Origin of the sequence: Nocardia gamkensis NBRC 108242, from assembly GCF_001612985.1 — a bacterium.
Lineage (GTDB): Bacteria > Actinomycetota > Actinomycetes > Mycobacteriales > Mycobacteriaceae > Nocardia > Nocardia gamkensis.
The window spans coordinates 100,602-122,254 of record NZ_BDBM01000021.1 but is presented as its reverse complement, the minus strand read 5'-3'; the positions used below and the strand labels follow the sequence as shown (position 1 = coordinate 122,254).

General features: G+C 69.5%; 21 protein-coding genes and 1 tRNA gene. 12 read left to right on the top strand and 10 right to left on the bottom strand.

The window, feature by feature from the left end; translation table 11 throughout:
- Positions 1 to 98 precede the first annotated feature (98 nt).
- Positions 99 to 977, top strand: coding sequence for an Abi-alpha family protein (locus NG1_RS38385; protein WP_084499024.1), 879 nt, complete (start codon positions 99 to 101; stop codon positions 975 to 977).
- A 444-nt stretch (positions 978 to 1,421) separates the two neighbouring features.
- A complete protein-coding gene (locus NG1_RS19000) occupies positions 1,422 to 1,949 on the top strand; it encodes a nuclear transport factor 2 family protein (protein WP_157114124.1) in 528 nt (175 codons plus the stop codon).
- Between the two features lies 1 nt (position 1,950).
- Here the strand turns inward: NG1_RS19000 and NG1_RS18995 are convergent, their stop codons facing one another.
- A complete protein-coding gene (locus tag NG1_RS18995; protein ID WP_062972610.1) occupies positions 1,951 to 3,594 on the bottom strand; it encodes a peptide chain release factor 3 in 1,644 nt (547 codons plus the stop codon).
- 305 nt (positions 3,595 to 3,899) lie between these two features.
- Here NG1_RS18995 and NG1_RS18990 point away from each other — a divergent pair, with 305 nt between their 5' ends.
- Entirely contained in the window at positions 3,900 to 4,502 is a 603-nt protein-coding gene (locus NG1_RS18990; protein WP_062972607.1) for a 50S ribosomal protein L25/general stress protein Ctc, read from the top strand.
- The gene (gene pth / locus NG1_RS18985) at positions 4,495 to 5,082 is read left to right on the top strand and encodes an aminoacyl-tRNA hydrolase (RefSeq protein ID WP_040869799.1); all 588 of its coding nucleotides are present in this window, start codon (positions 4,495 to 4,497) and stop codon (positions 5,080 to 5,082) included. Before NG1_RS18990 ends, pth begins: the two co-directional genes overlap by 8 nt.
- Positions 5,083 to 5,118: 36 nt before the next feature.
- Here pth and NG1_RS18980 read toward each other — a convergent pair whose 3' ends face one another.
- Both NG1_RS18980 and NG1_RS18975 read right to left on the bottom strand, forming a co-directional pair.
- A complete protein-coding gene (locus NG1_RS18980; RefSeq protein WP_062972605.1) occupies positions 5,119 to 6,771 on the bottom strand; it encodes a fatty acyl-AMP ligase in 1,653 nt (550 codons plus the stop codon).
- 97 nt (positions 6,772 to 6,868) lie between these two features.
- Positions 6,869 to 7,528, bottom strand: a complete 660-nt coding sequence (locus NG1_RS18975) for a lysophospholipid acyltransferase family protein (RefSeq protein WP_062972603.1) — start codon at positions 7,526 to 7,528, stop codon at positions 6,869 to 6,871.
- 105 nt (positions 7,529 to 7,633) lie between these two features.
- Between NG1_RS18975 and NG1_RS18970 the strand changes: the two genes are divergently transcribed.
- The gene (locus tag NG1_RS18970; protein WP_062972601.1) at positions 7,634 to 8,188 is read left to right on the top strand and encodes a TetR/AcrR family transcriptional regulator; all 555 of its coding nucleotides are present in this window, start codon (positions 7,634 to 7,636) and stop codon (positions 8,186 to 8,188) included.
- 22 nt (positions 8,189 to 8,210) lie between these two features.
- Here NG1_RS18970 and NG1_RS18965 read toward each other — a convergent pair whose 3' ends face one another.
- A complete protein-coding gene (locus NG1_RS18965; protein ID WP_062972671.1) occupies positions 8,211 to 9,401 on the bottom strand; it encodes an aminotransferase class V-fold PLP-dependent enzyme in 1,191 nt (396 codons plus the stop codon).
- A 176-nt stretch (positions 9,402 to 9,577) separates the two neighbouring features.
- Between NG1_RS18965 and egtA the strand changes: the two genes are divergently transcribed.
- The 4 genes from egtA (at position 9,578) to egtD (ending at position 14,251) form a co-directional block, all read left to right on the top strand.
- Positions 9,578 to 10,918, top strand: coding sequence for an ergothioneine biosynthesis glutamate--cysteine ligase EgtA (egtA, locus tag NG1_RS18960; protein ID WP_062972599.1), 1,341 nt, complete (start codon positions 9,578 to 9,580; stop codon positions 10,916 to 10,918).
- A gap of 100 nt (positions 10,919 to 11,018) precedes the next feature.
- Positions 11,019 to 12,365, top strand: coding sequence for an ergothioneine biosynthesis protein EgtB (egtB, locus tag NG1_RS18955; RefSeq protein WP_062972597.1), 1,347 nt, complete (start codon positions 11,019 to 11,021; stop codon positions 12,363 to 12,365).
- Positions 12,366 to 12,452: 87 nt separating this feature from the next.
- Entirely contained in the window at positions 12,453 to 13,262 is an 810-nt protein-coding gene (gene egtC / locus NG1_RS18950) for an ergothioneine biosynthesis protein EgtC (RefSeq protein WP_062972596.1), read from the top strand.
- Positions 13,263 to 13,279: 17 nt separating this feature from the next.
- Entirely contained in the window at positions 13,280 to 14,251 is a 972-nt protein-coding gene (gene egtD, locus NG1_RS18945; protein ID WP_062972594.1) for an L-histidine N(alpha)-methyltransferase, read from the top strand.
- A gap of 22 nt (positions 14,252 to 14,273) precedes the next feature.
- Here egtD and NG1_RS18940 read toward each other — a convergent pair whose 3' ends face one another.
- The 6 genes from NG1_RS18940 to NG1_RS18915 all read right to left on the bottom strand — a co-directional run bounded on the left by NG1_RS18940 (position 14,274) and on the right by NG1_RS18915 (position 18,908).
- A complete protein-coding gene (locus NG1_RS18940; RefSeq protein WP_062972592.1) occupies positions 14,274 to 14,921 on the bottom strand; it encodes a DUF2461 domain-containing protein in 648 nt (215 codons plus the stop codon).
- A gap of 50 nt (positions 14,922 to 14,971) precedes the next feature.
- Positions 14,972 to 15,820 (bottom strand): DUF4190 domain-containing protein, encoded by an 849-nt coding sequence (locus NG1_RS18935; RefSeq protein WP_062972590.1) that lies wholly within the window; start codon positions 15,818 to 15,820, stop codon positions 14,972 to 14,974.
- Positions 15,821 to 15,924: 104 nt separating this feature from the next.
- Positions 15,925 to 16,185 (bottom strand): hypothetical protein, encoded by a 261-nt coding sequence (locus NG1_RS18930; protein WP_062972588.1) that lies wholly within the window; start codon positions 16,183 to 16,185, stop codon positions 15,925 to 15,927.
- A gap of 94 nt (positions 16,186 to 16,279) precedes the next feature.
- Positions 16,280 to 17,260, bottom strand: a complete 981-nt coding sequence (locus tag NG1_RS18925; protein WP_040869786.1) for a ribose-phosphate diphosphokinase — start codon at positions 17,258 to 17,260, stop codon at positions 16,280 to 16,282.
- Entirely contained in the window at positions 17,257 to 18,747 is a 1,491-nt protein-coding gene (gene glmU, locus NG1_RS18920) for a bifunctional UDP-N-acetylglucosamine diphosphorylase/glucosamine-1-phosphate N-acetyltransferase GlmU (protein WP_062972585.1), read from the bottom strand. The genes NG1_RS18925 and glmU overlap by 4 nt, the downstream gene beginning before the upstream one ends.
- A gap of 90 nt (positions 18,748 to 18,837) precedes the next feature.
- Positions 18,838 to 18,908 (bottom strand) — tRNA-Gln (locus NG1_RS18915).
- Between the two features lie 418 nt (positions 18,909 to 19,326).
- On the opposite strand from NG1_RS18915, the gene NG1_RS18910 reads away from it, so the two are divergent.
- The 3 genes from NG1_RS18910 to NG1_RS18900 all read left to right on the top strand — a co-directional run bounded on the left by NG1_RS18910 (position 19,327) and on the right by NG1_RS18900 (position 21,534).
- Entirely contained in the window at positions 19,327 to 19,941 is a 615-nt protein-coding gene (locus NG1_RS18910) for a TetR/AcrR family transcriptional regulator (RefSeq protein WP_040869782.1), read from the top strand.
- Between the two features lie 181 nt (positions 19,942 to 20,122).
- Positions 20,123 to 20,770 (top strand): TetR family transcriptional regulator, encoded by a 648-nt coding sequence (locus tag NG1_RS18905; RefSeq protein ID WP_039800936.1) that lies wholly within the window; start codon positions 20,123 to 20,125, stop codon positions 20,768 to 20,770.
- Between the two features lie 380 nt (positions 20,771 to 21,150).
- Positions 21,151 to 21,534, top strand: coding sequence for a hypothetical protein (locus NG1_RS18900; protein ID WP_157114119.1), 384 nt, complete (start codon positions 21,151 to 21,153; stop codon positions 21,532 to 21,534).
- Positions 21,535 to 21,653: the final 119 nt, after the last annotated feature.

The following is a 21,653-nucleotide window of genomic DNA, read 5'->3' as shown; positions in this document are numbered from 1 at the left end:
CGGTCGCACTGTCCGAGTCAGGCGGTGCGAATGACCCGCGACACAAGGGGAAGTAATCTGTGGAGCGGATTCGTTCCCCCGGCGATATCGGAGAAAACGTGGCAGACGACAGGACCGGACAGGACGTGGCCCGGCCAGGTTCCCGCGCCGTCGAGCGCAGTTCGGATGTCGAACAGCGGCAGATCAGCAATGAGGCACGGCTGATCCGCGGCGTGTTCCGCGCGGCAGGAGTGGCCGCGGGCACCGTCGTGCGCGGAAGCCAATGGGCGGTCGGCACGACCTACGAGGTCACCAGGGAGATCACCCAGGCCGCGCTGGACGGGGAGTCCTCGGCCGAGATCGCCGAGCGGACCGGAAACGCGTTGCGTTCCATCGCCCGCAGCGCTCTGGGCGTCACCGAGGGCTCGGTCCGGGAGATCGTCAGCTACGTCCCGACCTCCAACGGCCCCACCTCGCAGCAGCCGCTGACCGTCGGCCCCTACCTGCGCTCGGCGAGCACCGAGGAGTTGCGCCGCCGTGGCGACGCGCTGCTGGCCAGGTCCGCCGACGTCTACTTCACCGAGGACGTGCACCCGGCCTACGACCGCATCCTCGACGAACTCGCTCCCGACGAGGCGCGCATCCTGCGCTTCATGGCGCTCAACGGCCCGCAGCCCGCGGTCGACGTGCGCACCAACCGGCCGCTGGGGATCGGCTCGGAACTGGTGCAGGGCGATCTCACCTCGGTGCCCGAGCAGGCCGGCGTGCGCTACCCCGACCGCGCGCGGTCCTACCTGATCAATCTCAATCGCCTCGGGCTGACGCTGACCTCGGACGATCCGGTGGTGCTGAGCCGGTACATGGTGCTCGAGGTGCAGCCCGTGGTGGAGGCGGCGCTGAAGAAGGCGGGCCGGGCGCCGAAGATCGTGCGCAAGAGTCTCCGGCTGTCCGAGTTCGGCGAGGACTTCTGCCGTACCTGCTTCACGATCGGAAGCTGACCCCGAAGTTGATCTTGACCGGAATGTTCCGCTCGCCGTGATAGCAATCTGATACAACCCTCCCAATCCGGCACTCGGGATGGGATTGTTGAGGGTATGGATCAGCGAACCGGCGGGCAGGGGCGCGGCGACCCAGGTTTGGGCATCGCTGGGCAAGTGCGTAACGACCGGGGCACGGGCTCCGGTGGGCCGCAGCGCGACGACCTGGGATTTCCCCCGGGTGGCCAAGAGCGCGGCGGGGTGGACATCGATTCCGGCATACCGGAGCCGGAGGAACGAGATTTCGACCCGGTCGGTGCGGGTCCGAAGCGCGACAGTCGGACGACCGGCGCCGGTGAAGGGGATGCCGACGCCGATGACCGGCTGCGCTTCGACGCGGGAACCATCGACTTCGGGCAGGTGCGCGACGATCCGCGGGCGGGCCGCGGTCGCGACGAGCGGGAGCTGGACGACGTCTCGGCGATCTCCCGGCTGAAGTACCGGTACCTGCGCACCCTCGACACCAAATCCTGGGATGACTTCGCCGACACCATGGTGCCCGAGGCGACCGCGACCTACAGCGAATATCTGCAGTTCGAATCGCGCGAGGCGTTCATCGCGTTCATGCGCAACACGCTCGGGCCGCACGTGATCACCGAGCACCGCTGCGACCACCCGGAGATCGATGTGGACGGCGACACCGCGACCGGCACGTGGTATCTCGCCGACACAGTGCTCATTCCGGGCCACAACATGCTGCTGCGCGGCGCGGCCTTCTACACCGACCGCTACGTCCGCTGCGACGACGGCCACTGGCGCATCTCGCACACCGGATACGAACGCACCTACGAAGTGGTGCTCTCCCTCAGCGACCTGCCCAGCCTGCGGCTGACCTCGAGCCGCTGGGGCCTGATCGCGAAAGAAGACGGCATCTCTTCGATCGAACGCGACCCCGGTGCCCCGCCGATGCGGCCGGAGTCCGAGGCCGGCTGACTCAGTCGGCGGTGGCCACCAGGGGCTCCAAGGTGAGCGCCGGGTGCTCCTTCTCGATGTATTGCAGCCGCCATTTATCGCTGAACAGCGCGAGCAGCGCACCGTCTGAGCGGGTGAACACCTCCACCCCGCGCTGCCGCCCGAGTTCGTCCGCCGACGCGGCATCGGTGCGCCGGGCCAGCGTGTAGCCGAGGTGCTCCATCGTGGTCTCGACGTTGAACTCCGTGAGCATGCGCGCGGTCACCACTTCGAACTGCATCGGGCCGACGGCCGCCAGGACCGGAGCGGCGTCGCCGCGGATGTCGTTGCGCAGCACCTGCACGACGCCCTCGGAGTCGAGCTGGTCCATCGCCTTGCGGAACTGCTTGTACTTGCCCGCGCTACGGGCCCGCAGCACGGCGAAATGCTCCGGTGCGAACGACGGGATCGGCGGGAACTCCACCTTCTTGTCCACGAACAGCGTGTGTCCCGGAGCCAGCGCCGTCGCGTTGACCAGGCCCACCACGTCACCGGGGTAGGCGGTGTCGACGGTGGCGCGTTCGCGGCCGAACACGGTCAGCGCGTACTTGGTGGCGAACGGCCGCCCGGTCTGCGCGTGGGTGACCACCATGCCGCGTTCGAACTCGCCCGACACGATCCGCATGAACGCGAGCCGGTCCCGGTGGGCGGCGTCCATGCCCGCCTGTACCTTGAACACCACCGCGCTGAACGGATCGCCGGTCTCGCGCGGCTTGCCCTCGACATCGCGGCGCGGACCCGGTGCGGGCGCGAGCGCCACCAGGGTCTCCAGCAGCTGCCGCACGCCGAAGTTCAGCATCGCGGAGGCGTAGATGACCGGTGAGGTCTGCCCGGCCAGGAACAACTCCTGGTCGTGGTCCTGGCCGGTGGCCGAGAGCAGTTCGCTCTCCTCCGCGGCGGTGGTCCACGGCTCGCCTTCGCGCGCCTCGGCCGCCTCCGGAGTCAGCGACTCCTCCGGCGCGATGGTCGCGCCGCCCGCGGTGCGGGTGAAGTGGATGTATTCGAGCGCCGCGCCGTCCGGGCCGCGGCGCAGCAGGCCGCGGAAGTCTCCCGCGATACCGACCGGGAGGAACAGCGGGGTGGGGGTGAGGCCGATCCGCTCGTCGATCTCGTCGAGCAGCTCCAGCGGAGCCCGGCCCGGCCGGTCCCACTTGTTGATCACGGTGATCACCGGGATGCCGCGGTGGCGGCAGACCTGGAACAGCTTCAGCGTCTGCGGCTCCAGGCCCTTTGCCGCGTCGATCAGCATCACCGCGGCGTCGACGGCGGTGAGCACCCGGTAGGTGTCCTCGGAGAAATCGGAGTGGCCGGGGGTGTCCACCAGGTTGATGACGCTGTCGACCTCGGACCCCGCGGCGCGGTAGTTGAACTGCAGCGCGGTCGAGCTGACCGAGATGCCGCGCGCCTTCTCCATCTCCATCCAGTCCGAGACGGTGGACTTGCGCCCGGCCTTGCCGTGGATCGCGCCCGCCTCGGAGATCATCCTGGCGTGCAGGGCGAGTGCCTCGGTGAGCGTGGACTTGCCCGCGTCGGGGTGGGAGATCACCGCGAACGTGCGCCGGCGGGCCACCTCGGCGGACAGCCCGCGGGGTGCGGGCGCGACAACACCCTCAGGGGAGGCGCTCAACGCAAGACAACCTTTCGCAGACAACCGATCGGCAACCACGCCAGCGTACGCGACTCGCTCGAGCGTGAGCCGAACCGCCGGTGACCACCCGATTCAAAGAGCGCCTCTGCGCTGGGGTATGGTGTTCGGGTTGTCTCGGCGAGGGTGACCGCAGACCAGTTTTGCGGCACCGTGATCGACGCGGCTCGGCTTCCGGCCGTCCTCGTTCGGTCTTCGCCCCGACGAGTAGACCACCCCCGTCAGGTGTGCGGAACCCCTGACGTGTAACTGACCAGCCCGGAAGAGCCGTAGGAGTAGATCCAGTCATGTCCGACGTCAACCTTCTCGAAGCATCCGTACGTACCGAGTTCGGCAAGGGCGCCGCCCGCCGTACCCGTCGTGCGGGCAACGTCCCGGCCGTGCTGTACGGCCACCAGGCCGACCCGCGGCACCTGTCGGTGAACGCCCAGGCCTTCGCCGCCATCCTGCGTGAGCACGGCACCAACGCGGTGCTGAACCTCGTCATCGACGGCCAGAAGCAGCTCGCGCTGACCAAGTCCGTTGTGGTGCACCCGATCCGTCGCTACATCGAGCACGCCGACCTGCTGATCATCAAGCGCGGCGAGAAGGTCACCGCCGACGTGAACGTCACCGTCGCAGGCGACGCCGCCCCCGGCACCCTGGTCACCCAGGAAGCCACCACCGTCTCCATCCTGGCCGACGCGATGAAGCTGCCCGAATCCATCGAGGTCTCCGTCGAGGGTATCGAGGCGGGCACCCAGATCACCGCGGGCGAGTTGCAGCTGCCCGAGGGCGTCGAGCTGGCCACCGATGCGGAGATCCTGATCGTCAACGTGATCGCCGCCCCGGCCGCCGAGCCCGTCGAGGGCGAGGAGACGGCCGAGGCCGAGGGCGAGAGCGCTGAGTAACAGCGCACCGTCCGCCGGGCCCGCGCTCGTCGTCGGACTGGGCAATCCCGGTCCCGAATACGAGCGCACCCGGCACAATGTGGGTTTCCTGGTCGCCGACGTGCTCGCCGAGCGCGTCGGCGGCCGTTTCGGTGTGCACAAGAAATCCGGCGCCGACCTGCTGCAGGCTCGGCTGGACGGGCGCCAGGTGCTGATCGCGAAGCCGCGGTCGTTCATGAATCTGTCCGGGCGGCCGGTGGCCGCGCTGGCGAAGTTCTTCTCCGTGCCGCCGACCGAGGTGATCGTCGTGCACGACGAACTCGACCTGCCGTTCGGCGCCATCCGGCTCAAGCGCGGCGGCGGCGAGGGCGGGCACAACGGTCTGCGCTCCGTCTCCAGCGCCCTGACCACCAAGGACTACCTGCGCACCCGCATCGGCATCGGCCGCCCGCCGGGCCGCCAGGATCCGGCCGACTACGTGCTGAAGCCGTTCTCCGCGCCGGAGCGCAAAGAGGTCCCGGTGATCGTCGAGCAGGCCGCCGACGCGGTGGAACTGCTGCTGCGCGTGGGTCTCGAGACCGCGCAGAACCAAGTGCACTGAGGCGCACCGCGCTCGATACGAGGTGCGCCCGGCCGATCATCCGCGCGGCAGATGGATCGCGGTCGCGGCCCTGCGCAGTTTGCCCGAAGAGGTCTTCGGCAGTGCGCCGGGGCCGAGCACGGTGACGGTGCGCGGCCGAGCGCCGACCTCCGCGAACACCGAATGCACGATCTCGCGCTCGATGCGCTTGACCTCCTCGGGATTCTGGTGGCTGCCGCTCTCCACCACCACGGCGAAACTTTCCCGCTTCTGGCCCGCGTCGAGGCGCACCGCCACCGCGTTGCCCGGACGTACGCCGCTCACCCTGGTCGCGGCGCGCTCGATGTCGGTGGGGTAGATGTTGCGGCCGCCCATGATGATCACGTCCTTCATCCGGCCGCACACCACGATCAGCCCCTCGTCGGTGAAGTAGCCGATGTCGCCGGTGTCCAGCCAGCCCTCGTCGTCCTGGGCAGGTTCGAATCCGTCCACCGTCACATACCCGGAAGTGACCGCGGGGCCGCGCAATTCGATCACACCCACCGACCGGGTGGGCAGCGGCTGACGTTCGCTGTCGACGATCCGGCCCTCCAGATGGTCGACCAGATAGCCGAGGGTGGGCAGTCTGCGGATGTTGGCGGGCTGGCCGTGCTCCTCCGGGACGGGCACCGCCTTGCCGATCGCTTCTAGCAGATCGGCATCGATCACGTCGAGCACCTGCCCGTGCCCGGCGTCGGGGATCGACACGGCGAGCGTGGTCTCGGCCATGCCGTACACCGGGGTGAGCGCCATCGGGTTGAGCCCGAAGCGTTTCCCGGCGGCGGCCAGAGCCTCCATGGTGTCCGGGTCCACCGGTTCGGCGCCGTTCCACATGTAGCGCACGCTGCTGAGGTCGAACGCCCCGTCGTCGGCCTGCCGCAGCCGCCGGGCCAGCAGCGAATAGGCGAAATTCGGCGCGGCGGTGACGGTTCCGCGGTACTTGCTGATCAGCTCGGCCCACAGCAGCGGCCTGGTGAGGAAGTCCAGCGGCGTCACGCACACCACTTCGGCGCCGAATTGCATCGGGACGCTGAGGAATCCGACCATGCCCATGTCGTGGAACAGGGGCAGCCAGCTGACCATCACGTCGTCGTCGAGCTGGAATTTCACCCGGTCGAACATGGCGTGGGCGTTGACGAAGAAGTTCTCGTGCGTGATCCGGACCGCCTTGGGCGAGCCGGTGGAACCGGAGGTCAACTGCTGCAACGCGATATCGCCCTCGGCGGTGGGCACCGGGTCGGTGTCGGGACCGTCGGGCAGCTGGTCGATGCGCACCACGGTGATGCCGCGTTCGCGCAGCAGCGGCTCGGCCGCCTCGAACGGCGCGCCCAGCACGACCGCGCGCGCTTCGATCATGGTCAGCACGGTCTCGGTGTCGCGCGCCCAGACCACCAGGTCGGTGCGCGGAGTCGGCTGGTGCAGCATGGTGATCGACGCGCCGCGCATCCAGACGGCCTGGCAGGCCGGGGCGATGTCGACCGGCATGCCCGCGAGCACGCCGACCGCGTCGCCGTGCCCGATGCCCGCTTCGGCCAGCCCGCCCGCCATGCGCCGGGCGATCCGGTGGATCTCCGCCCAGGTGCGCCGCAGCGGGGCGCCGGGCTCGCCGGTTACCAGTCCGCGCTCGGAGTTTCGCGCCGTGGCATACATCTCGTCGGTGAACCTGCTCAACGTTCATCTCCTAACCACCAGCTGTCGCCGGGAACCGGCCTCCCCCCACTATCCCGCCATCGCGGGGCGGCGTTAACCCCTTTTCCGGGGGCCCAGGTCACAGCGACGAGAAGGTGGCCGCGTAGCGGTCCACATAGCACCGGCCCGAGCGCGCGGCCAGCTCGCGCATCAGCTCGTCGGTGGCGGCGCGCACCATGTGGCGCTGCTCGGCGGGCGGGTAGCGGCGCGGCGCCCCGAACTCGATGCGCACTTTGCCGAACCGCGGCAGACGACTGCCGCGTGGGTTCACCCGGTCGGTACCGGACAGCGTCACCGGAACGACCGGCGCGCCGGTGGCCATGGCGACCCGCAGGGTGCCGGTGCGGCCGCGGTAGATCCGCCCGTCGGGTGAACGGGTGCCCTCGGGATGGATCGCCCAGACCCCGCCTGCTTCCAGGATGCGGGTGGCCGCCGCCAGTGCGCCCGCGGCCGCGTCGCCGCCCGTCCGGTCGACCGGAACCTGCCCGGAGACCGAGTAGAACCACCGATTGAACCGGCCGCGCAGGCCCTTCCCGGTGAAGTACTCCTGTTTGGCGAGGAACGTCACGCGCCGGGGGACGACCAGCGCGAGGTAGAGCGAGTCGATCACGGCGAGGTGATTGGCCGCGATGATCACCGGCCCGGTGCGCGGGATGTTGTCCAGCCCCGCGACATCGGGCCTTCCCAGCAGCCGCAGCAGCGGACCGAGCAGCACGTACTTGAACAGCGAGTACCACATGTAGACCTCCGTAGACGAACGCGTAGACATTGTCTACCGCATCGCGTAGACAGTGTCTATGCGCGGGAGTGTGGTTCTGCCGTGGCAGGCGTAGACAATGTCCGCATGCCCGAGAGCGAGACGCTGCGAGATCGACTGGTCGACGTCGGCGTCGATCTGCTCGAGGAGGTGGGTGCCGCGCACTTGGGGTTGCGTGCGATCACCCGGGCGGCGGGCGTCTCGCACGGTGCGCCGCGGCGCTACTTCCCGACCCACCGCGCACTGCTGGCCGCGATTGCCGCCCGGGGGTTCGCCGACCTCGCCGACCGGTTCACGGCGGTGGACGCCGAGTCCGCGCGCGACCGTCTCGGGCGGATGAGCGCCGAGTACATCGAGTTCGCCGCGCGGCGGCCGGAGATGTTCACCCTGATGTTCCGGCACGATCTGCTCGAAGGCTCCGGCGAGAACCTGCGGTCGGTCACTCTGCCGCTGTTCGCGCGGTTCGCCGAACTGGTCGGCGCGGCGGCGGGCACGACCGATCCGCGCGACCGCGCGATCGCCCTGTGGACGAATCTGCACGGCATCGCCACCACGCGGGCCAATCGCAGCCTGCGTCTGGTCGCACCGGGCGCCGACGCCGAGGCTCTGGTGGCCAGGGCGCTCGCGGTGCATCTGGCCTGAGATGTCGCGGGCCGCTCGCGGCTCAAGCGCGCAGTTCCGCCACCGCGGCGACGAAGCGATCGAGTTCGTCGAAGCCGACGAAGCAGTGCGGCGAGGCGCGCACGACGGAGGCGAGGCCACGGCCGGTCATATCCAGCAGGGTCGAACCGGCGTGGCTGACCGTGACCGTGATGTCCTGCGCCAGCAGCCGGTCGCGCACCTCGACGGAGTCGACGCCGTCGACGGTGAACGACACGATGCCGCTGTGCCGCAGGCCGATGTCGCGCACGGTCACCCCGGGAATCTCCGGCAGCGCCTTGCGCAGGTGCTCGGCGCGGGCCGCGATCGCGGCGTAGATGTCTTCCGGGCCCAGTTCGAGCAGGTATCGCACGGCGGCGCCCAGGCCGAGCCTGCCCGCGACGTCGCATTCCCAGAACTCGAAGCGGCTGGCATCGGGCGCGAGCCGGTAGTCGTGCGGGCCGGTCCATTGCGCGCCGTGCAGGTCGAGCCGGGCGGGTTCCATCGAGCGTGCCAACTCCGGCCGCAGGTAGAGGAAACCGGTGCCGCGCGGGCCGCGCAGCCACTTGCGGCCGGTGGCCGACAAGGCGTCGACGCCGAGTTCGGCCACGTCCAGGGGCAGCTGGCCGGCGGACTGACAGGCGTCCAGCAGCACCAGCGCGCCGACCGAGTGCGCGATCCGGGTCGCCTCGGCGGCCGGGTTGACCAGCCCGCCGTTGGTCGGGGCGTGCAGCACCGACACGAGCTTGACCCGTTCGTCGACCAGCGCCGACAACGCGTCCAAGTCGATCTGCCCGGTCCCGTCGCTGGGAATCTTCTCCACCGTGGCGCCGGTGGCGCGGGCCCGCTGCAGAGCGGCGATGGCGTTGCTGGCGTAGTCCGCCTCGGAGACCAGGATGCGATCGCCCGCGGTGAGCGGTACCGAGTAGAAGAAGTCCGCCCACGAGCGCGTGGCGCTGTCGCTGAGCGCGATGCTCTCGGGCGCGGCGTTGATCAGCGCGCCGATCGCGGTCTTGACATCGGCCAGATCGTCGAGCCGCTCGTTCGCGGCCCGATAGCCACCGATCTCCGCCTCCCTGCGCAGATGCGCGATGACGGTGTCGGTGACCACCCCGGGGGGCAGCGACGAGCCGGCGCTGTCGAGGAAAACGGGTCCCGGTCCGGGCCCCGGCGCGCATCCGGGAGTGTCGGCTCGTACGCGATCGTCATCCAGCATGGAGCCGACCCTATCGGGTGAATTGTTCGGCTTCATGTCGGTTTCTTGTCGGCCTGCGTCGCTACGCTGGATGGATCGCCGCACTCGAATTTCGGCCGGGGAGTGGAATACCACCGCGCAGAATGGCGATAACCGAAGAGCAGCGGACTACGTCCCGGAGCCCACTGGAGGTTGGCATGGCGGTCACGCTCGAGAGTCCTGAGTCGGCCGGGTGTGCCACCGAGCAGGGAGAACTCTCCTCCCGCGCGGCGGCGGAAGCATATGTCGGAGGGGTGTGTTTCAAGCTCGGGCCACCGGCGCTGATCGGCGCCGAACTCGAATGGCTCACGGTGCAGGGTGAGTGTTCGGCGTCGGGTCCCTCGGCCGCTCCGCGCCCCCAGCTGTCCGCCATGGCGGACGCACTCGGACCGTACGCACCACGGTCCATCGCCCCCGATTCGCCGGCACTCGCGTTGCCGGGGGGCAGCCGGGTCACTCTGGAACCCGGCGGTCAGATCGAACTCTCCAGTGCTCCCTACGGAGCTGCCGCGCAGCTGTGTGATCGGCTGCGCGATGATGCCCGTCTGTTGCGGGAACTTCTCGAATCCCGGTCCATCCGCACCGTTTCCGTCGCCGCCGACGCGGACCGCCGCCCCAAGCGCTTGCTTCAGCTGCCGCGCTATCGCGCGATGGAGCGCTCCTTCGGCGGCATCGGGCCGTTCGGCAAACTGATGATGTGCAATACCGCCGCCACCCAGGTCAGCGTCGACGCAGGGGCCGACCGCGCGGACGTCACCGCGCGCTGGAGCGCCCTGTACGCCGTCGGCCCGGCGCTGCTGGCCGCCTTCGCCTGTTCGCCCGGCCTGCGTGGCGCGCCGCCGGGAACATGGGCGTCTCAGCGCATGCGGGCCTGGTTGCGGCTGGACAACACGCGCACCCGCCCGCCGGTGCTGGACTGGGCCGACCCGATCGCCGCCTACGGCAGATGGGCGCTGGACGTGCCGCTGCTGTGCGTGCGCCGACCGGACGGCGGCGCCGAGGGCGGTGACGGCGACTGCGCGGAATGGTCCGCACCGCCCGGTGCGACATTCGCCGACTGGCTGTCGGGCGCACTGGACGACGAGGTCGGCCGCCGCCCCGGCATCGGCGACCTCGACTACCACCTGACCACGCTGTTCCCGCCGGTGCGCGCCTCGGGCCACCTGGAGGTCCGCTACATCGACGCCCAGCCCGGCGATGCCTGGACCGTGCCGGTGCACGTGATCGACGCGCTCATGTCCAGCCCGGCGGTGGTCGCGGAGGCGAGCTCGATCGCCGCGCCGCTGGCGGGCCGCTGGGTCGATGCTGCCCGCTACGGATTGGCCGATCCCGACATCCGGGCCGGTGCGGTCGCCCTGCTGCGCCTGGCGGCCGAGCACACCGCGACCGACGACGCGGCCCGCGCCGTGGAATCCGCCGCGAAACGATGTCGCCACGGACGCACCCCGACCGAGGACGACACCGAGCACAGCGCGGAGCCCACGGAGACAGCCCTGTGACCAGCAGCCGACCGCATTTCCCCGACAGCGACCCGGTCGACCGCGCCGAGTCGCCCAGCAGCGCAGACGCCGATCAGCACGAATCCCGGAGACGTTTCCCGTGACCACTTCCCATTCCGCCTTCACCGACCACGCCGGTACCGAACAGCTGCGCGACCGGATCGCCGAGGTGCTCACGCGCGCCCGGCAACGAACCCTCACCCTCACCGACTGCCTGGACGAAGCCGAACTGGTAGCCCAACATTCGCGACTGATGAGCCCACTCGTCTGGGACCTCGCGCACATCGGCAATCAGGAAGAACTCTGGCTCGTGCGCGACGTCGGCGGACGCGACGCGGTGCGCGCCGACATCGACGAGCTCTACGACGCCTTCAAACACGCCCGCGCGAACCGGCCCGAACTACCGTTGCTCGATCCCGGCCAGGCCCGCGACTACGTCGGCGCCGTGCGCGACAAGGTGTGGGATGTGCTGGAGCGCAGCGAACTACGAGGTCGGCCACTGATCGATGACGGGTTCGCGTTCGGCATGATCGCCCAGCACGAGCAGCAGCACGACGAGACCATGCTGGCCACCCATCAGTTGCGCGCGGGCGCACCCGTGCTCGCCGCGGCGGCCGCACCCACCGCCGCGGCGCCGGTCACCGGGGAAGTCGTGATCCCCGCGGGCGAATTCACCATGGGCACCTCGACCGACGTGTGGGCGCTGGACAACGAACGCCCCGCACATCCGGTCCGGGTGCCCGGCTTCGCGATCGACGCCGCGCCGGTGACCAACGAGCAATACCTGGCTTTCGTCGACGACGGCGGCTATGAGCGGCCCGAGCTGTGGTCCGAGCGCGGCTGGGCGCACCGCACCGAGGCAGGCCTCGTCGCGCCGCAGTTCTGGGAGCGCGATCCGTCCGGGCGCTGGTGGCGGCGGGTATTCGGGGTGATGACCCCGCTGCGCCCGCGGCAGCCGGTCGTGCACGTGTGCTGGTTCGAGGCCGAGGCCTACGCGAACTGGGCGGGTAAGCGCCTGCCCACCGAAGCGGAGTGGGAGAAGGCGGCCAGGTTCGATCCCGCCACCGGCGCGTCGCGCCGATTCCCGTGGGGCGACGCCGATCCCGACGCGACCACCGCGAACCTCGGGCAGCGGCATCTGGAACCCGCCGAGGTCGGCGCGTATCCGTCCGGCGCGTCTCCCGCGGGCGTGCACCAGCTGATCGGTGACGTGTGGGAATGGACCGCTTCGGGTTTCGAGCCGTACCCGGGCTTCCGTGTGTTCCCGTACCGGGAGTACTCCGAGGTGTTCTTCGGCGGCGATTATCGCGTGCTGCGCGGCGGTTCCTTCGGCACCGATCCGGTGGCCTGTCGCGGCACCTTCCGCAACTGGGACCATCCCATCCGTCGCCAGATCTTCGCCGGGTTCCGCCTGGCGCGGGATCTGGGTCCGGGAGAAGGCGAGTGAGCGACGCCCGTCATTCCGGCCTGCGGCCGGACCGCGGTCACGCGGTGAGCGGACCGCACCGGTCGAAGGCGGCATCGGCGGGTGCCGATGTGTAGACACCTGGGTTACATCGGCCCGCCGGTGCGGGTAGGCGACATGGTGACCCTCGGCTCCCATTCGCTGCACACGCAGGCGTGGGCGCCGCGCGACATGCGCCACGGCGGCACCATCAACGCCGACGGGTTCGGCGTCGCCTGGTGGCGCGTCGGAGCGGACGACACGGTCACCGCCAGCCGTTACCGCAACGCGGCGCCGATCTGGACCGACCCGGCCGTGGACGAGGTGCTTCCGCAGCTGGAGTCCGCCGCCGTGCTCGCGGCGGTGCGGTCGGCGACGGTCGGCATGCCGGTCGAGCGGTCCGCGTGCGCGCCGTTCACCCGTGACCGCTGGGCGTTCAGTCACAACGGCGTGGTGCCGGACTGGCGGCGCACGCTGACCGGCGTGGCCGAGGAGTTCGCGCTCATCGCCGCCGAACTCGGCGCCGAGGATCTGTTCACCCCCGCGCGGTTGCTGGAGGCGGAATCCGCCACCGACGCTGCCACGCTGTGGGTACTGCTGTGCGATCTGCTGGCGACCGGCGCACCGGACGGCGAATGGTCCGCCGCTCCGGCGGCACTGCGGCTGCTGGTGTCCGCGATCCTCGACCGAGCGCCGGAAGCACGCCTGAATCTCCTGCTCTCCGACGGCGCGCAACTGTGGGCGACCACCTGCCACCATTCGTTGTCGGTGCTGGTCACCGACGACTTCGCGCTCGTGTCCTCCGAACCCTTCGACGACGACCCCCGCTGGCGGTCGATCCCGGACCGCAGCCTGGTGAGCGCCAGGCCCGGCGCGCTGTCCGTCGACGCCCTCCTCTGACCCGAAAGGCCCGCGCCATGACCGCAGCCACGCTGGACATCCACCTCACCGAAGACGACCTGAACACGGCGCTCCGCTCGGACGCCACACAGGGCCTGACCGCGACCCCGAAATGGTTGCCGCCCAAATGGTTCTACGACGCCAAGGGCAGCGAACTGTTCGAGCGGATCACCGAGCTGCCCGAGTACTACCCGACGCGCACCGAGCGCGCGCTGCTCGAGCGGGTGGTCGACGAGATCGCCGACGCCGCCCAGGCCGAGGTGCTGGTCGAACTCGGCGCCGGATCGGCGGCCAAGACCCGCCTGCTGCTCACCGCCCTCAGCGCGCGCGGACCCTTGAAGACGTATGTACCGCAGGACGTTTCGTCCGCGGCGCTGCGAGCGGCGGCCGACGAGGTCGCGGCCGAGTTCCCTGGTCTCGGCGTGCACGGTGTGGTCAGCGATTTCACCGACACCTTGGACAACCTCCCGCGTGGCGGTCGCCGGATGATCGCCTTCCTCGGCGGCACCATCGGCAACCTCGTCCCCGAGGAGAGGGCCGAATTCCTCGCCAGGATCCACGCCGTGCTCGAGCCGGGTGAGCAACTGCTGCTCGGCGCCGGGCTGGTCACCGACCCGGCGGTGCTCGTGCCCGCCTACGACGACGCGGCGGGCGTCACCGCCGAGTTCAACCGGAATGTGCTGCACGTGTTGAACGCTCGCCTGCGCGCCGACTTCGCGCCGGAGAAGTTCCGGCACATCGCGGTCTGGGACGCGGCGCGGGAGTGGATCGAGATGCGGCTGGAGGCGAGCGAGGACATGACCGTCACGGTCGCCGACCTCGGTCTCACCGTGCGTTTCGGCCGCGGCGAACAGATGCGCACCGAGATCTCCGCGAAGTTCCGGGTCGGGGGGCTCGACGCCGAGCTCGCCGCCGCGGGCTTCGCCACCGGGCACGTGTGGACCGATCCGGACGATCGCTTCGCGCTGATCCTCGCCGGACGGCGCTGACCGGGGCTCCGGTCGGCGGCGGTCACCGGGAGGGCGCGCCGCCGACCACCGCCGCGAGCCACTCGACCAGCGGCCGCATCGTCTCCCACGCGGCGCGGACCTCCTTCGCCGTCCGCGGCGTGTCCAGCCAGCCGGGTGCGCCGAATTCCCTGCCGCACGTGATGGATTTGTGCCGCAGCAGGTCGATGCGCGGATGGTCGGCGTCGTAACCCTTGGGTTTGGTCTTCAGCTTCTCGCCGCCGATGTTGAAGCCGGCGTCGGCGAGTTTCGCGAGGATCGCCGCCAGTTCGCCGCCGCGTACCTCGTCGTCGATGGTGGCGCGCAGTTGCGCGAGCTGATCGGGCGAGCCCTGGTAGAAGCCGCCGCCGACGAACAGGCCCGCGGCGTTGATCTGGACATACCAGCCGACGCCGGGCGCGGCGCGCACCACCGCGCCCTGCGCGGTCTTGTACGGCGTCTTGTCCCTGGCGAAGCGCACGTCCCGATATGGCCGGAAGATCTTCGCCGCGCCGAAATCCGTCTCCAGCTCGGCTACAAGCGCCTTCATCGGCGCGAGTACCGATTCGTCGTAAATATTCTTGTGCGCGGTCCAGAAAGCCTTGGAGTTGTCGGCCTCCAAGTCTTCGTAGAAGTCCAGCCCGGCCAGCGGGAAGCCCGTGAATCCGGTCATGCGCGCACACTCCCCGCGCTGGTGTCACCGAAGGAACGCATACCGGAAATCTACGTCGTGAAGTCTCCGCCGAACACGGCGAATCCCACGATGAAGCCGATGACCATCCCGACGGCCGCCGCGATCGCTGCCCATTTGCCGAGCGATTCGCCCTTGTTGTGCCCGACGATCCCCAGGATTATCCCGGCCGGACCGAACAAGATCGGGCAGAACAGCACCGCGGTCACCGCGCAGACGAACCCGATGATCGAGTACACCTGGCTACCCGGCTGCTTCGGCGGGGTGGCATACGGCTCGTACCCCTCCTGCGGGTAGGACGGGTAGCCGTACTGCGGACCGGCCGCCGGTTGGTCGTACCCTCCGCCCGCCGGGTACGGAGGTTGCCCGGGCGGCGGATACGGTTGCCCGGCGTCGGCGGGCTGTCCGTACGGCGGGTAGGGCGGTTGTCCGCCCGACCCGTATCGAGCGTGGTCGTCCGGTGTGAACCGGCGCGTCTCCTCGTCGGTCGGAGGCTGCGGAGCGGAACCCGACAGTGGGGACCCCGGCGCGGCGGGTTCGGCGCCCCAGGACTGCTGGCCGCCCGGCCCGTCGGCGCCCCACGGCTGAGGTTCGGCCGGTTGACCGCTGGGTTCCGCGCCCCACTGGCCGCCCAGCGGGCCCGCGGGCGGTGTGCCGCCCGACTGCCACCATTGGTCCGCCGAACCCTGCTCGCTTTCCGGAGGCCGCGCGGCGGCCGGATCGTGCTCGGTGGGTGGTGCGCCGGTCTGGGCCGGGGCGGCGCCGGTCAGTGGCTGAGCAGGCTCGTCACCGGAGGTCTCACCGGTCTGGTTCGACAACGACGGTGCCTCCGGCTCCCGCCGCTCGTCGTCGGTGTGGTCCGGATCCTTCGGCGTGCTCATCGCACCCTCCTCGTGTCGTCCCGGTCACGCAACCTATGCCTACCACGCTGCTCGCGGCGTCATAGCAGATTGCTACAGCGCGGCGCGTCGGGGCGGTATTCGGCTCAGAGGTCCTCGTCGTCGACGATCTCGATCGCGGCCACCTCGGCGGACCGGTCGTCCGCCTCGTCGTCCTCGGCGCGGCCGTCGTGCGGCGTCCACTCCTGATCCAGCTCGTCACCGATGCCGAGCCTGCCGTCGTCCTCGTCCTCGTGATAGCGGATGCGCAGGTCGTCGGGCGGATCCTCGATATTGCGCCGATACTCGCGGATCTCGTCCTCCTGGTCGTCATCCCCCATCTCGGTTTCCAACGGGTCACTGTCCATACCCTCGGTATCCCCACCGATCGCCGCGGCTAACGCGTACGCGAAAACGGCGACCCGGACCGGAGTCCGAGCCGCCGTTTCCGCGGTGTGAGGCTTAGGCGTTGCCGTTGAAAAGGCCGGTGACCGACCCGTTTTCGAAGACCTCGCGGATGGTGCGGGCCAGCAGCGGCGCGATGGAGAGCACGGTGAGCTGCGGGAACTTCTTCTCTTCCACCAGGGGCAGGGTGTTGGTCACCACGACCTCCTTGGCGCCGCAGTTGGCGAGGCGCTCGGCGGCGGGCGCGCTCAGCACGCCGTGGGTCGCGGCGATGACCACGTCACCCGCGCCGGCCTCCTTCAGCACCTTGACCGCGCCCGCGATGGTGCCGCCGGTGTCGATCATGTCGTCGATCAGGATGCAGGTGCGGCCCTCGACCTCGCCGACCACGCGGTTGGACTTCACCTGGTTGGGCACCAGCGGGTCGCGGGTCTTGTGGATGAAGGCCAGCGGCGAGCCGCCCAGCGAGTCGGCCCACTTCTCGGCGACGCGTACGCGGCCGGAGTCCGGGGAGACGACGGTGATGTGCTCGAGGCTGTAGTTGGTGCGGATGTACTCCGCCAGCTGCAGCTGCGCGTGCATGTGATCGACGGGGCCGTCGAAGAAGCCCTGGATCTGGTCGGTGTGCAGGTCGACGGTGATGATCCGGTCCGCGCCCGCGGTCTTCAGCAGATCCGCGACCAGGCGGGCCGAGATGGGCTCGCGGCCGCGGTGCTTCTTGTCCTGGCGGGCGTACGGGTAGAACGGCAGCACAGCGGTGATCCGCTTGGCCGAGCCGCGCTTGAGCGCGTCGATCATGATGAGCTGCTCCATCAGCCACTGGTTCAGTGGCGCGGGGAAACTCTGCAGGACGAAGGCGTCGGAACCACGGACCGACTCCTCGAACCGGACGAAGATCTCGCCGTTGGCGAAGTCCCGCGCGATCTGCGGCGTGACGTGGACGTCGAGTTCCTTGGCGACCTGCTCGGCCAGCTCAGGATGAGCGCGTCCCGAGAAGAGCATCAGGTTCTTCTGGTTATCGATCCATGACGCGGTCACTGCTGATTGCCATCCTTTTGCTCTATTGCCTGACTCGACATCTCCTTGGCCGCGGTGGCTTCCGCCGCCGCGCGGGCCGCGTCCGTCCCAGGACGGTGTCGCTGCACCCAGCCCTCGATGTTCTTCTGCGGTCCGCCGGAGACCGCGAGAGCTCCGGGCGGAACGTTTCTGCGCAGTACAGTACCCGCCGCCGTATAGGCTCCGTCACCCACCGTCACCGGCGCGACGAACATGGTGTCGCTGCCGGTGCGCACGTGCGAGCCGACCACGGTGTGGTGCTTGGTCACCCCGTCGTAGTTGACGAAGACGCTGGACGCACCGATGTTGCTGTGTTCCCCGATGGTGGCGTCGCCGACGTAGGTCAGGTGCGGGACCTTCGAATGCGCGCCGATCGAGGCGTTCTTGGTCTCGACGAACGCGCCGAGCTTGCCCACCTCGCCCACGACGGTCCCGGGCCGCAGGTAACTGAACGGGCCGATGGTCGCCTTCGGGCCGATGGTGGCGCCCTCGCCGTGGGTGCGGATCACCCGGGCGCCGTCGCCCACGACGACGTCGGTGAGCGTGCTGTCCGGGCCGATCTCGGCGTCCTCGCCGACGACGGTGTTGCCGATAAGTTGCACGCCGGGTCGCAGCACGGCGTCCCTTCCGATGCGCACACCGGCGTCGACCCAGGTCGAGGCGGGATCCATGATCGTGACGCCCGCGCGCATGTGGCGTTCCAGGATGTAGCGGTTGAGCGTGTGCGCCGCCGAGGCCAGTTGCACCCGGTCGTTGACGCCGGTGACCTTGGCCGCGTCGACCAGGCGTGCGCCGTGCACCGGGTGACCGGCCTCGCGGGCCAGGCGCAGTACGTCGGTGAGGTACAGCTCGTGCTGGGCGTTGGCGGTGGACAGCCGGCTGATCATGGTGCGCAGCACCGCCGCGTCGAACGCGTACACACCGGAGTTCACCTCGGTGATCGCGGCCTGCTCCGGGGTGGCGTCGGCGTGCTCGACGATCTCGGCCAGCTGGCCCTCCGCGTCGCGCACGATGCGGCCGTAGCCGTTCGGGTCCGGCGGTACGAAGGTCAGCACGGTGACCGCGGGGCGTTCGGCGTAGCTGCGGTGCTCGTCGAGCAGCGCGGCCAGGGTGTGCCCGTCCAGCAGCGGCACGTCCGCGGAGGTGACCAGTACGTCACCGGTGAATCCGACCGGCAGGGCGGCCAGCGCGCACTGCACGGCGTGCCCGGTGCCGAGCTGCTGTTCCTGGATCGCCGGGGTGATCTCCCGGCCCAGCTCGTCGGCCACCGCGGTCACCGCCGCGCCGACTTGCTCGCGGTCGTGCCCCACCACGGTGATGAGGTACGCGGGGTCGATCTCGTTCGCCGCATGCAGCGCGTGGGCGAGCATGCTCCGACCGGCCAGCGAATGCAGGACCTTGGGGGTCTTCGACCGCATTCGCGTCCCGGCACCGGCTGCGAGAACGACGACGGCGGTCTGCTGTGGCATGGATCTCCCTCGGCTGCCTGTCCTCGTGCGGGGCATCGTCGTGCTTGGTCAGCGATCTGCGGGCCAACGATAGGGCATCGTGCTCTCGAGCTCCGCCGCCAGGACTCGAACCTGAACTCTCTGAACCAAAATCAGATGTGCTGCCATTACACCACGGCGGATTGCCACACCGGCGGTTGGCGAACACCCCGCCGCTGTGCCACGGCACGGGATGAATCCTCGCATACTCGGCCGCCTCCCCGCGAATTGTTCGGCCCGCCTGTCCGCGTATTCCGGCCGTACCAGGGCGGAGCCGGGACGGCCGCAGACACGCCGGCGGCGGACCGGTGGGCCGGGCGGGTGGATCCCCGGCCGGTCTGGGACAGTGGTATCCGAATGTCGGTGTCGTGCGTCGGAGCCCCGGTGCGACGGCCGACTCGACACGCACGAGGGCAACTCGCCGGGCTCGCCCGCGACCCGCCCGGCATGCGACCGTCGGTCGGAGGGAACCGCCGAGGCACTCACGACCGGCAACAACGCGGAGAGGGCGGAGGAGCAGGGGTGTCTTCGGGTGAGTCGCATCGAGTGTCCCGGCCGCGGATGACCGGCACGCAGCGGCGTCAGCAGCTCATCGAGATCGGGCGCGCGCTGTTCGCCGAACGCGGTTACGACGCGACCTCCATCGAGGAGATCGCGCAACGTGCCCAGGTCTCCAAACCCGTGGTGTACGAACACTTCGGCGGCAAGGAGGGGTTGTACGCGGTCGTCGTCGACCGCGAGATGTCGATGCTGCTCGACATGATCACCTCCTCGCTCACGCAGAACCGATCGCGTATCCGGCTCGAACAGGTGGCGCTGGCACTGCTGACCTACATCGAAGAACGAACCGACGGGTTTCGAATTCTGGTGCGCGATCAGCCCGCCGCGGCGGCGGAGGGCAGGTACTCCAGTTTGCTCAACGAGGCGACCAATCAGGTGGCGCACATCCTGGCCGGAGATTTCGCGCGGCGCGGGTTCGACACCAGTCTGTCCACCCTCTACGCGCAGGCGCTCGTCGGCCAGGTCGCCACCGCCGCGACCTGGTGGCTCGACGAGCGCCAACCCTCGAAAGAGGTTGTGGCGGCACACTTGGTGAACCTGTGCTGGAACGGGCTGAGCCATCTGGAGGCCGAGCCGCAACTGAGTTCGGAGTGGCGCGCGAGCGCAGGTGAGTGACCCGGATTGTTAACCAGCAAATTGCGCGGCGGGTCTTGTCGAATGCTCGAATTGGCTGCCGGGCGCGCGCCTGGTGGTACGGTTCACCCATCCTTTGGGTGCTGTTCGGGCGGTAAGTCGGTCAACTTCGGGATGTCGGTCTACTTCAGGATGGCTGGTTTTGGGATGACAGGCGGATCTGATGGCTAGGCAAGCGCGCGCGGAGATCACCCGCGACTCCGTCCTGGCAGGCGCGGCCGATGTCTTTCTGCGCTTGGGATATGCGAATGCGAGCCTGAGCGAGATCATCGCGCAGTCCAATGTGACCAAGGGCGCCTTGTATTTTCACTTCGGCTCGAAGGAAGAGCTGGCGCGCGCCGTGGTCGACCAGGGCAACGAGCGACTGACCAGCTCGTGTCAGGGCTTCTTCGATCCCCGGGTGCCCGCGCTGGAAGCGTGCATCGGCATCACCTACGTCGTCGCCGATCTATCGATGAACGACCCGATGGTCGGCGCCATGCTGAAGCTGACCCACCAGATCGGCGACTACCGCGGCGCCCAAGGCGACAACATCGCCAAGAACTGGGGCGACACCTACCGCCTGCTCGCCGAGCGAGCCATCGCCCAGGGCGACCTGATCGCCGACCTGGACGCGGAGGTCATCGGCCTGCTCTGGCAGGAGATGGCCGCGGGCGTGCACATCATCGCCGTCGGCACCGAATCCATCGACCAGATGGCGGTCCGGATGGAGCGCGCGTGGTACTTCCTGCTCCCGGCCCTCGTGCCGGCGGAGAAGTTGTCCTACTTCCGCGAGTTCGCCGCTAGGCGCCTGCGCCGCTACGTGCCGTAACTTTGGCAGCGCCTGCGGCGCTGCGTGTTCGCGGCCCCTTTGTGGCTCGCGTTTGCGCGACCGCCGCTGGCGACTTCGTCGCGGACGCGACGGCCGCGCAAACGCGAGCCGGGCCGCGAACGGCGCATGCTCGGTCTCGCTTCGCTCGAAACCGGGAGTTGGGGTGCGCTGGGCACGTTGGTGCCGAGGCTCGCTACCCGGTGCGCGCGGTGTAGTGGTTGGTGTCGGCCTTGGTGTCGCTTACTCCTTGTGTCGCGTGCGCGGCGGCCGCTCGAGCGACGGAGGTTCGGCCGGTGTGGTTGCGCTGGTGCCCGTGTCGGGGCAACGTTCGCCCTGTTGAGTCACGGGTCCGGGGCCAAAGGGATGGGTAATCTCGCGGCATGCGTCCGCATCTGATCTTCCACAATCCTCCGGCTCTGCCGCATGAGGTGGTGATCGCGGTGTTGGAGCGCGCGCTCGGAGACCGGGCGTATGAGTCGGAGGCGGCGGATGCTCTGGTGGGCAGCGCCTTGAACGACGACGATCGGGAGTTCGTCGAGCACTGGTGCGTGCAGGTCGGCACGCGAGCCGTGGCCGGAAGCCCGCTGCTCGGGCTGGCGGGGCTGTGCCTGGGACATACCGCTCGGCGGTTCGGGCGGCTCACCGATGAGTCTGTTGCGTTGGCGCGCTCCTTGGCGGCACGTGCCGAGTTGGATCCGTTGGACGTGGACGGGCGGGCACTCGACGGCCTCGATGACGTCCGGAGTTTCCTGCACCTCTGGTGAAGCAGGCGGCGACGCACTCGCTCGTGGACGGTCGCTCGGGGGCAGGCCGGGAGCGGCAGTCTCGTCGCGGCGGTGCGGGCGCTGGAAAAACGAGATGCCCGCTTCACTAGACTCGGTTG

Coding starts and splice junctions, on each gene's coding strand:
- NG1_RS18990 (WP_062972607.1), top strand. CDS start 3,900: ATGTCCGACGTCAACCTTCTCGAAGCATCCGTACGTACCGAGTTCGGC.
- NG1_RS18975 (WP_062972603.1), bottom strand. CDS start 7,528: ATGTGGTACTCGCTGTTCAAGTACGTGCTGCTCGGTCCGCTGCTGCGG.
- NG1_RS18970 (WP_062972601.1), top strand. CDS start 7,634: ATGCCCGAGAGCGAGACGCTGCGAGATCGACTGGTCGACGTCGGCGTC.
- NG1_RS18965 (WP_062972671.1), bottom strand. CDS start 9,401: ATGCTGGATGACGATCGCGTACGAGCCGACACTCCCGGATGCGCGCCG.
- egtA (WP_062972599.1), top strand. CDS start 9,578: ATGGCGGTCACGCTCGAGAGTCCTGAGTCGGCCGGGTGTGCCACCGAG.
- egtC (WP_062972596.1), top strand. CDS start 12,453: ATGTGTAGACACCTGGGTTACATCGGCCCGCCGGTGCGGGTAGGCGAC.
- egtD (WP_062972594.1), top strand. CDS start 13,280: ATGACCGCAGCCACGCTGGACATCCACCTCACCGAAGACGACCTGAAC.
- NG1_RS18940 (WP_062972592.1), bottom strand. CDS start 14,921: ATGACCGGATTCACGGGCTTCCCGCTGGCCGGGCTGGACTTCTACGAA.
- NG1_RS18935 (WP_062972590.1), bottom strand. CDS start 15,820: ATGAGCACGCCGAAGGATCCGGACCACACCGACGACGAGCGGCGGGAG.
- NG1_RS18930 (WP_062972588.1), bottom strand. CDS start 16,185: ATGGACAGTGACCCGTTGGAAACCGAGATGGGGGATGACGACCAGGAG.
- glmU (WP_062972585.1), bottom strand. CDS start 18,747: ATGCCACAGCAGACCGCCGTCGTCGTTCTCGCAGCCGGTGCCGGGACG.
- NG1_RS18910 (WP_040869782.1), top strand. CDS start 19,327: ATGACCGGCACGCAGCGGCGTCAGCAGCTCATCGAGATCGGGCGCGCG.
- NG1_RS18905 (WP_039800936.1), top strand. CDS start 20,123: ATGGCTAGGCAAGCGCGCGCGGAGATCACCCGCGACTCCGTCCTGGCA.
- NG1_RS18900 (WP_157114119.1), top strand. CDS start 21,151: ATGCGTCCGCATCTGATCTTCCACAATCCTCCGGCTCTGCCGCATGAG.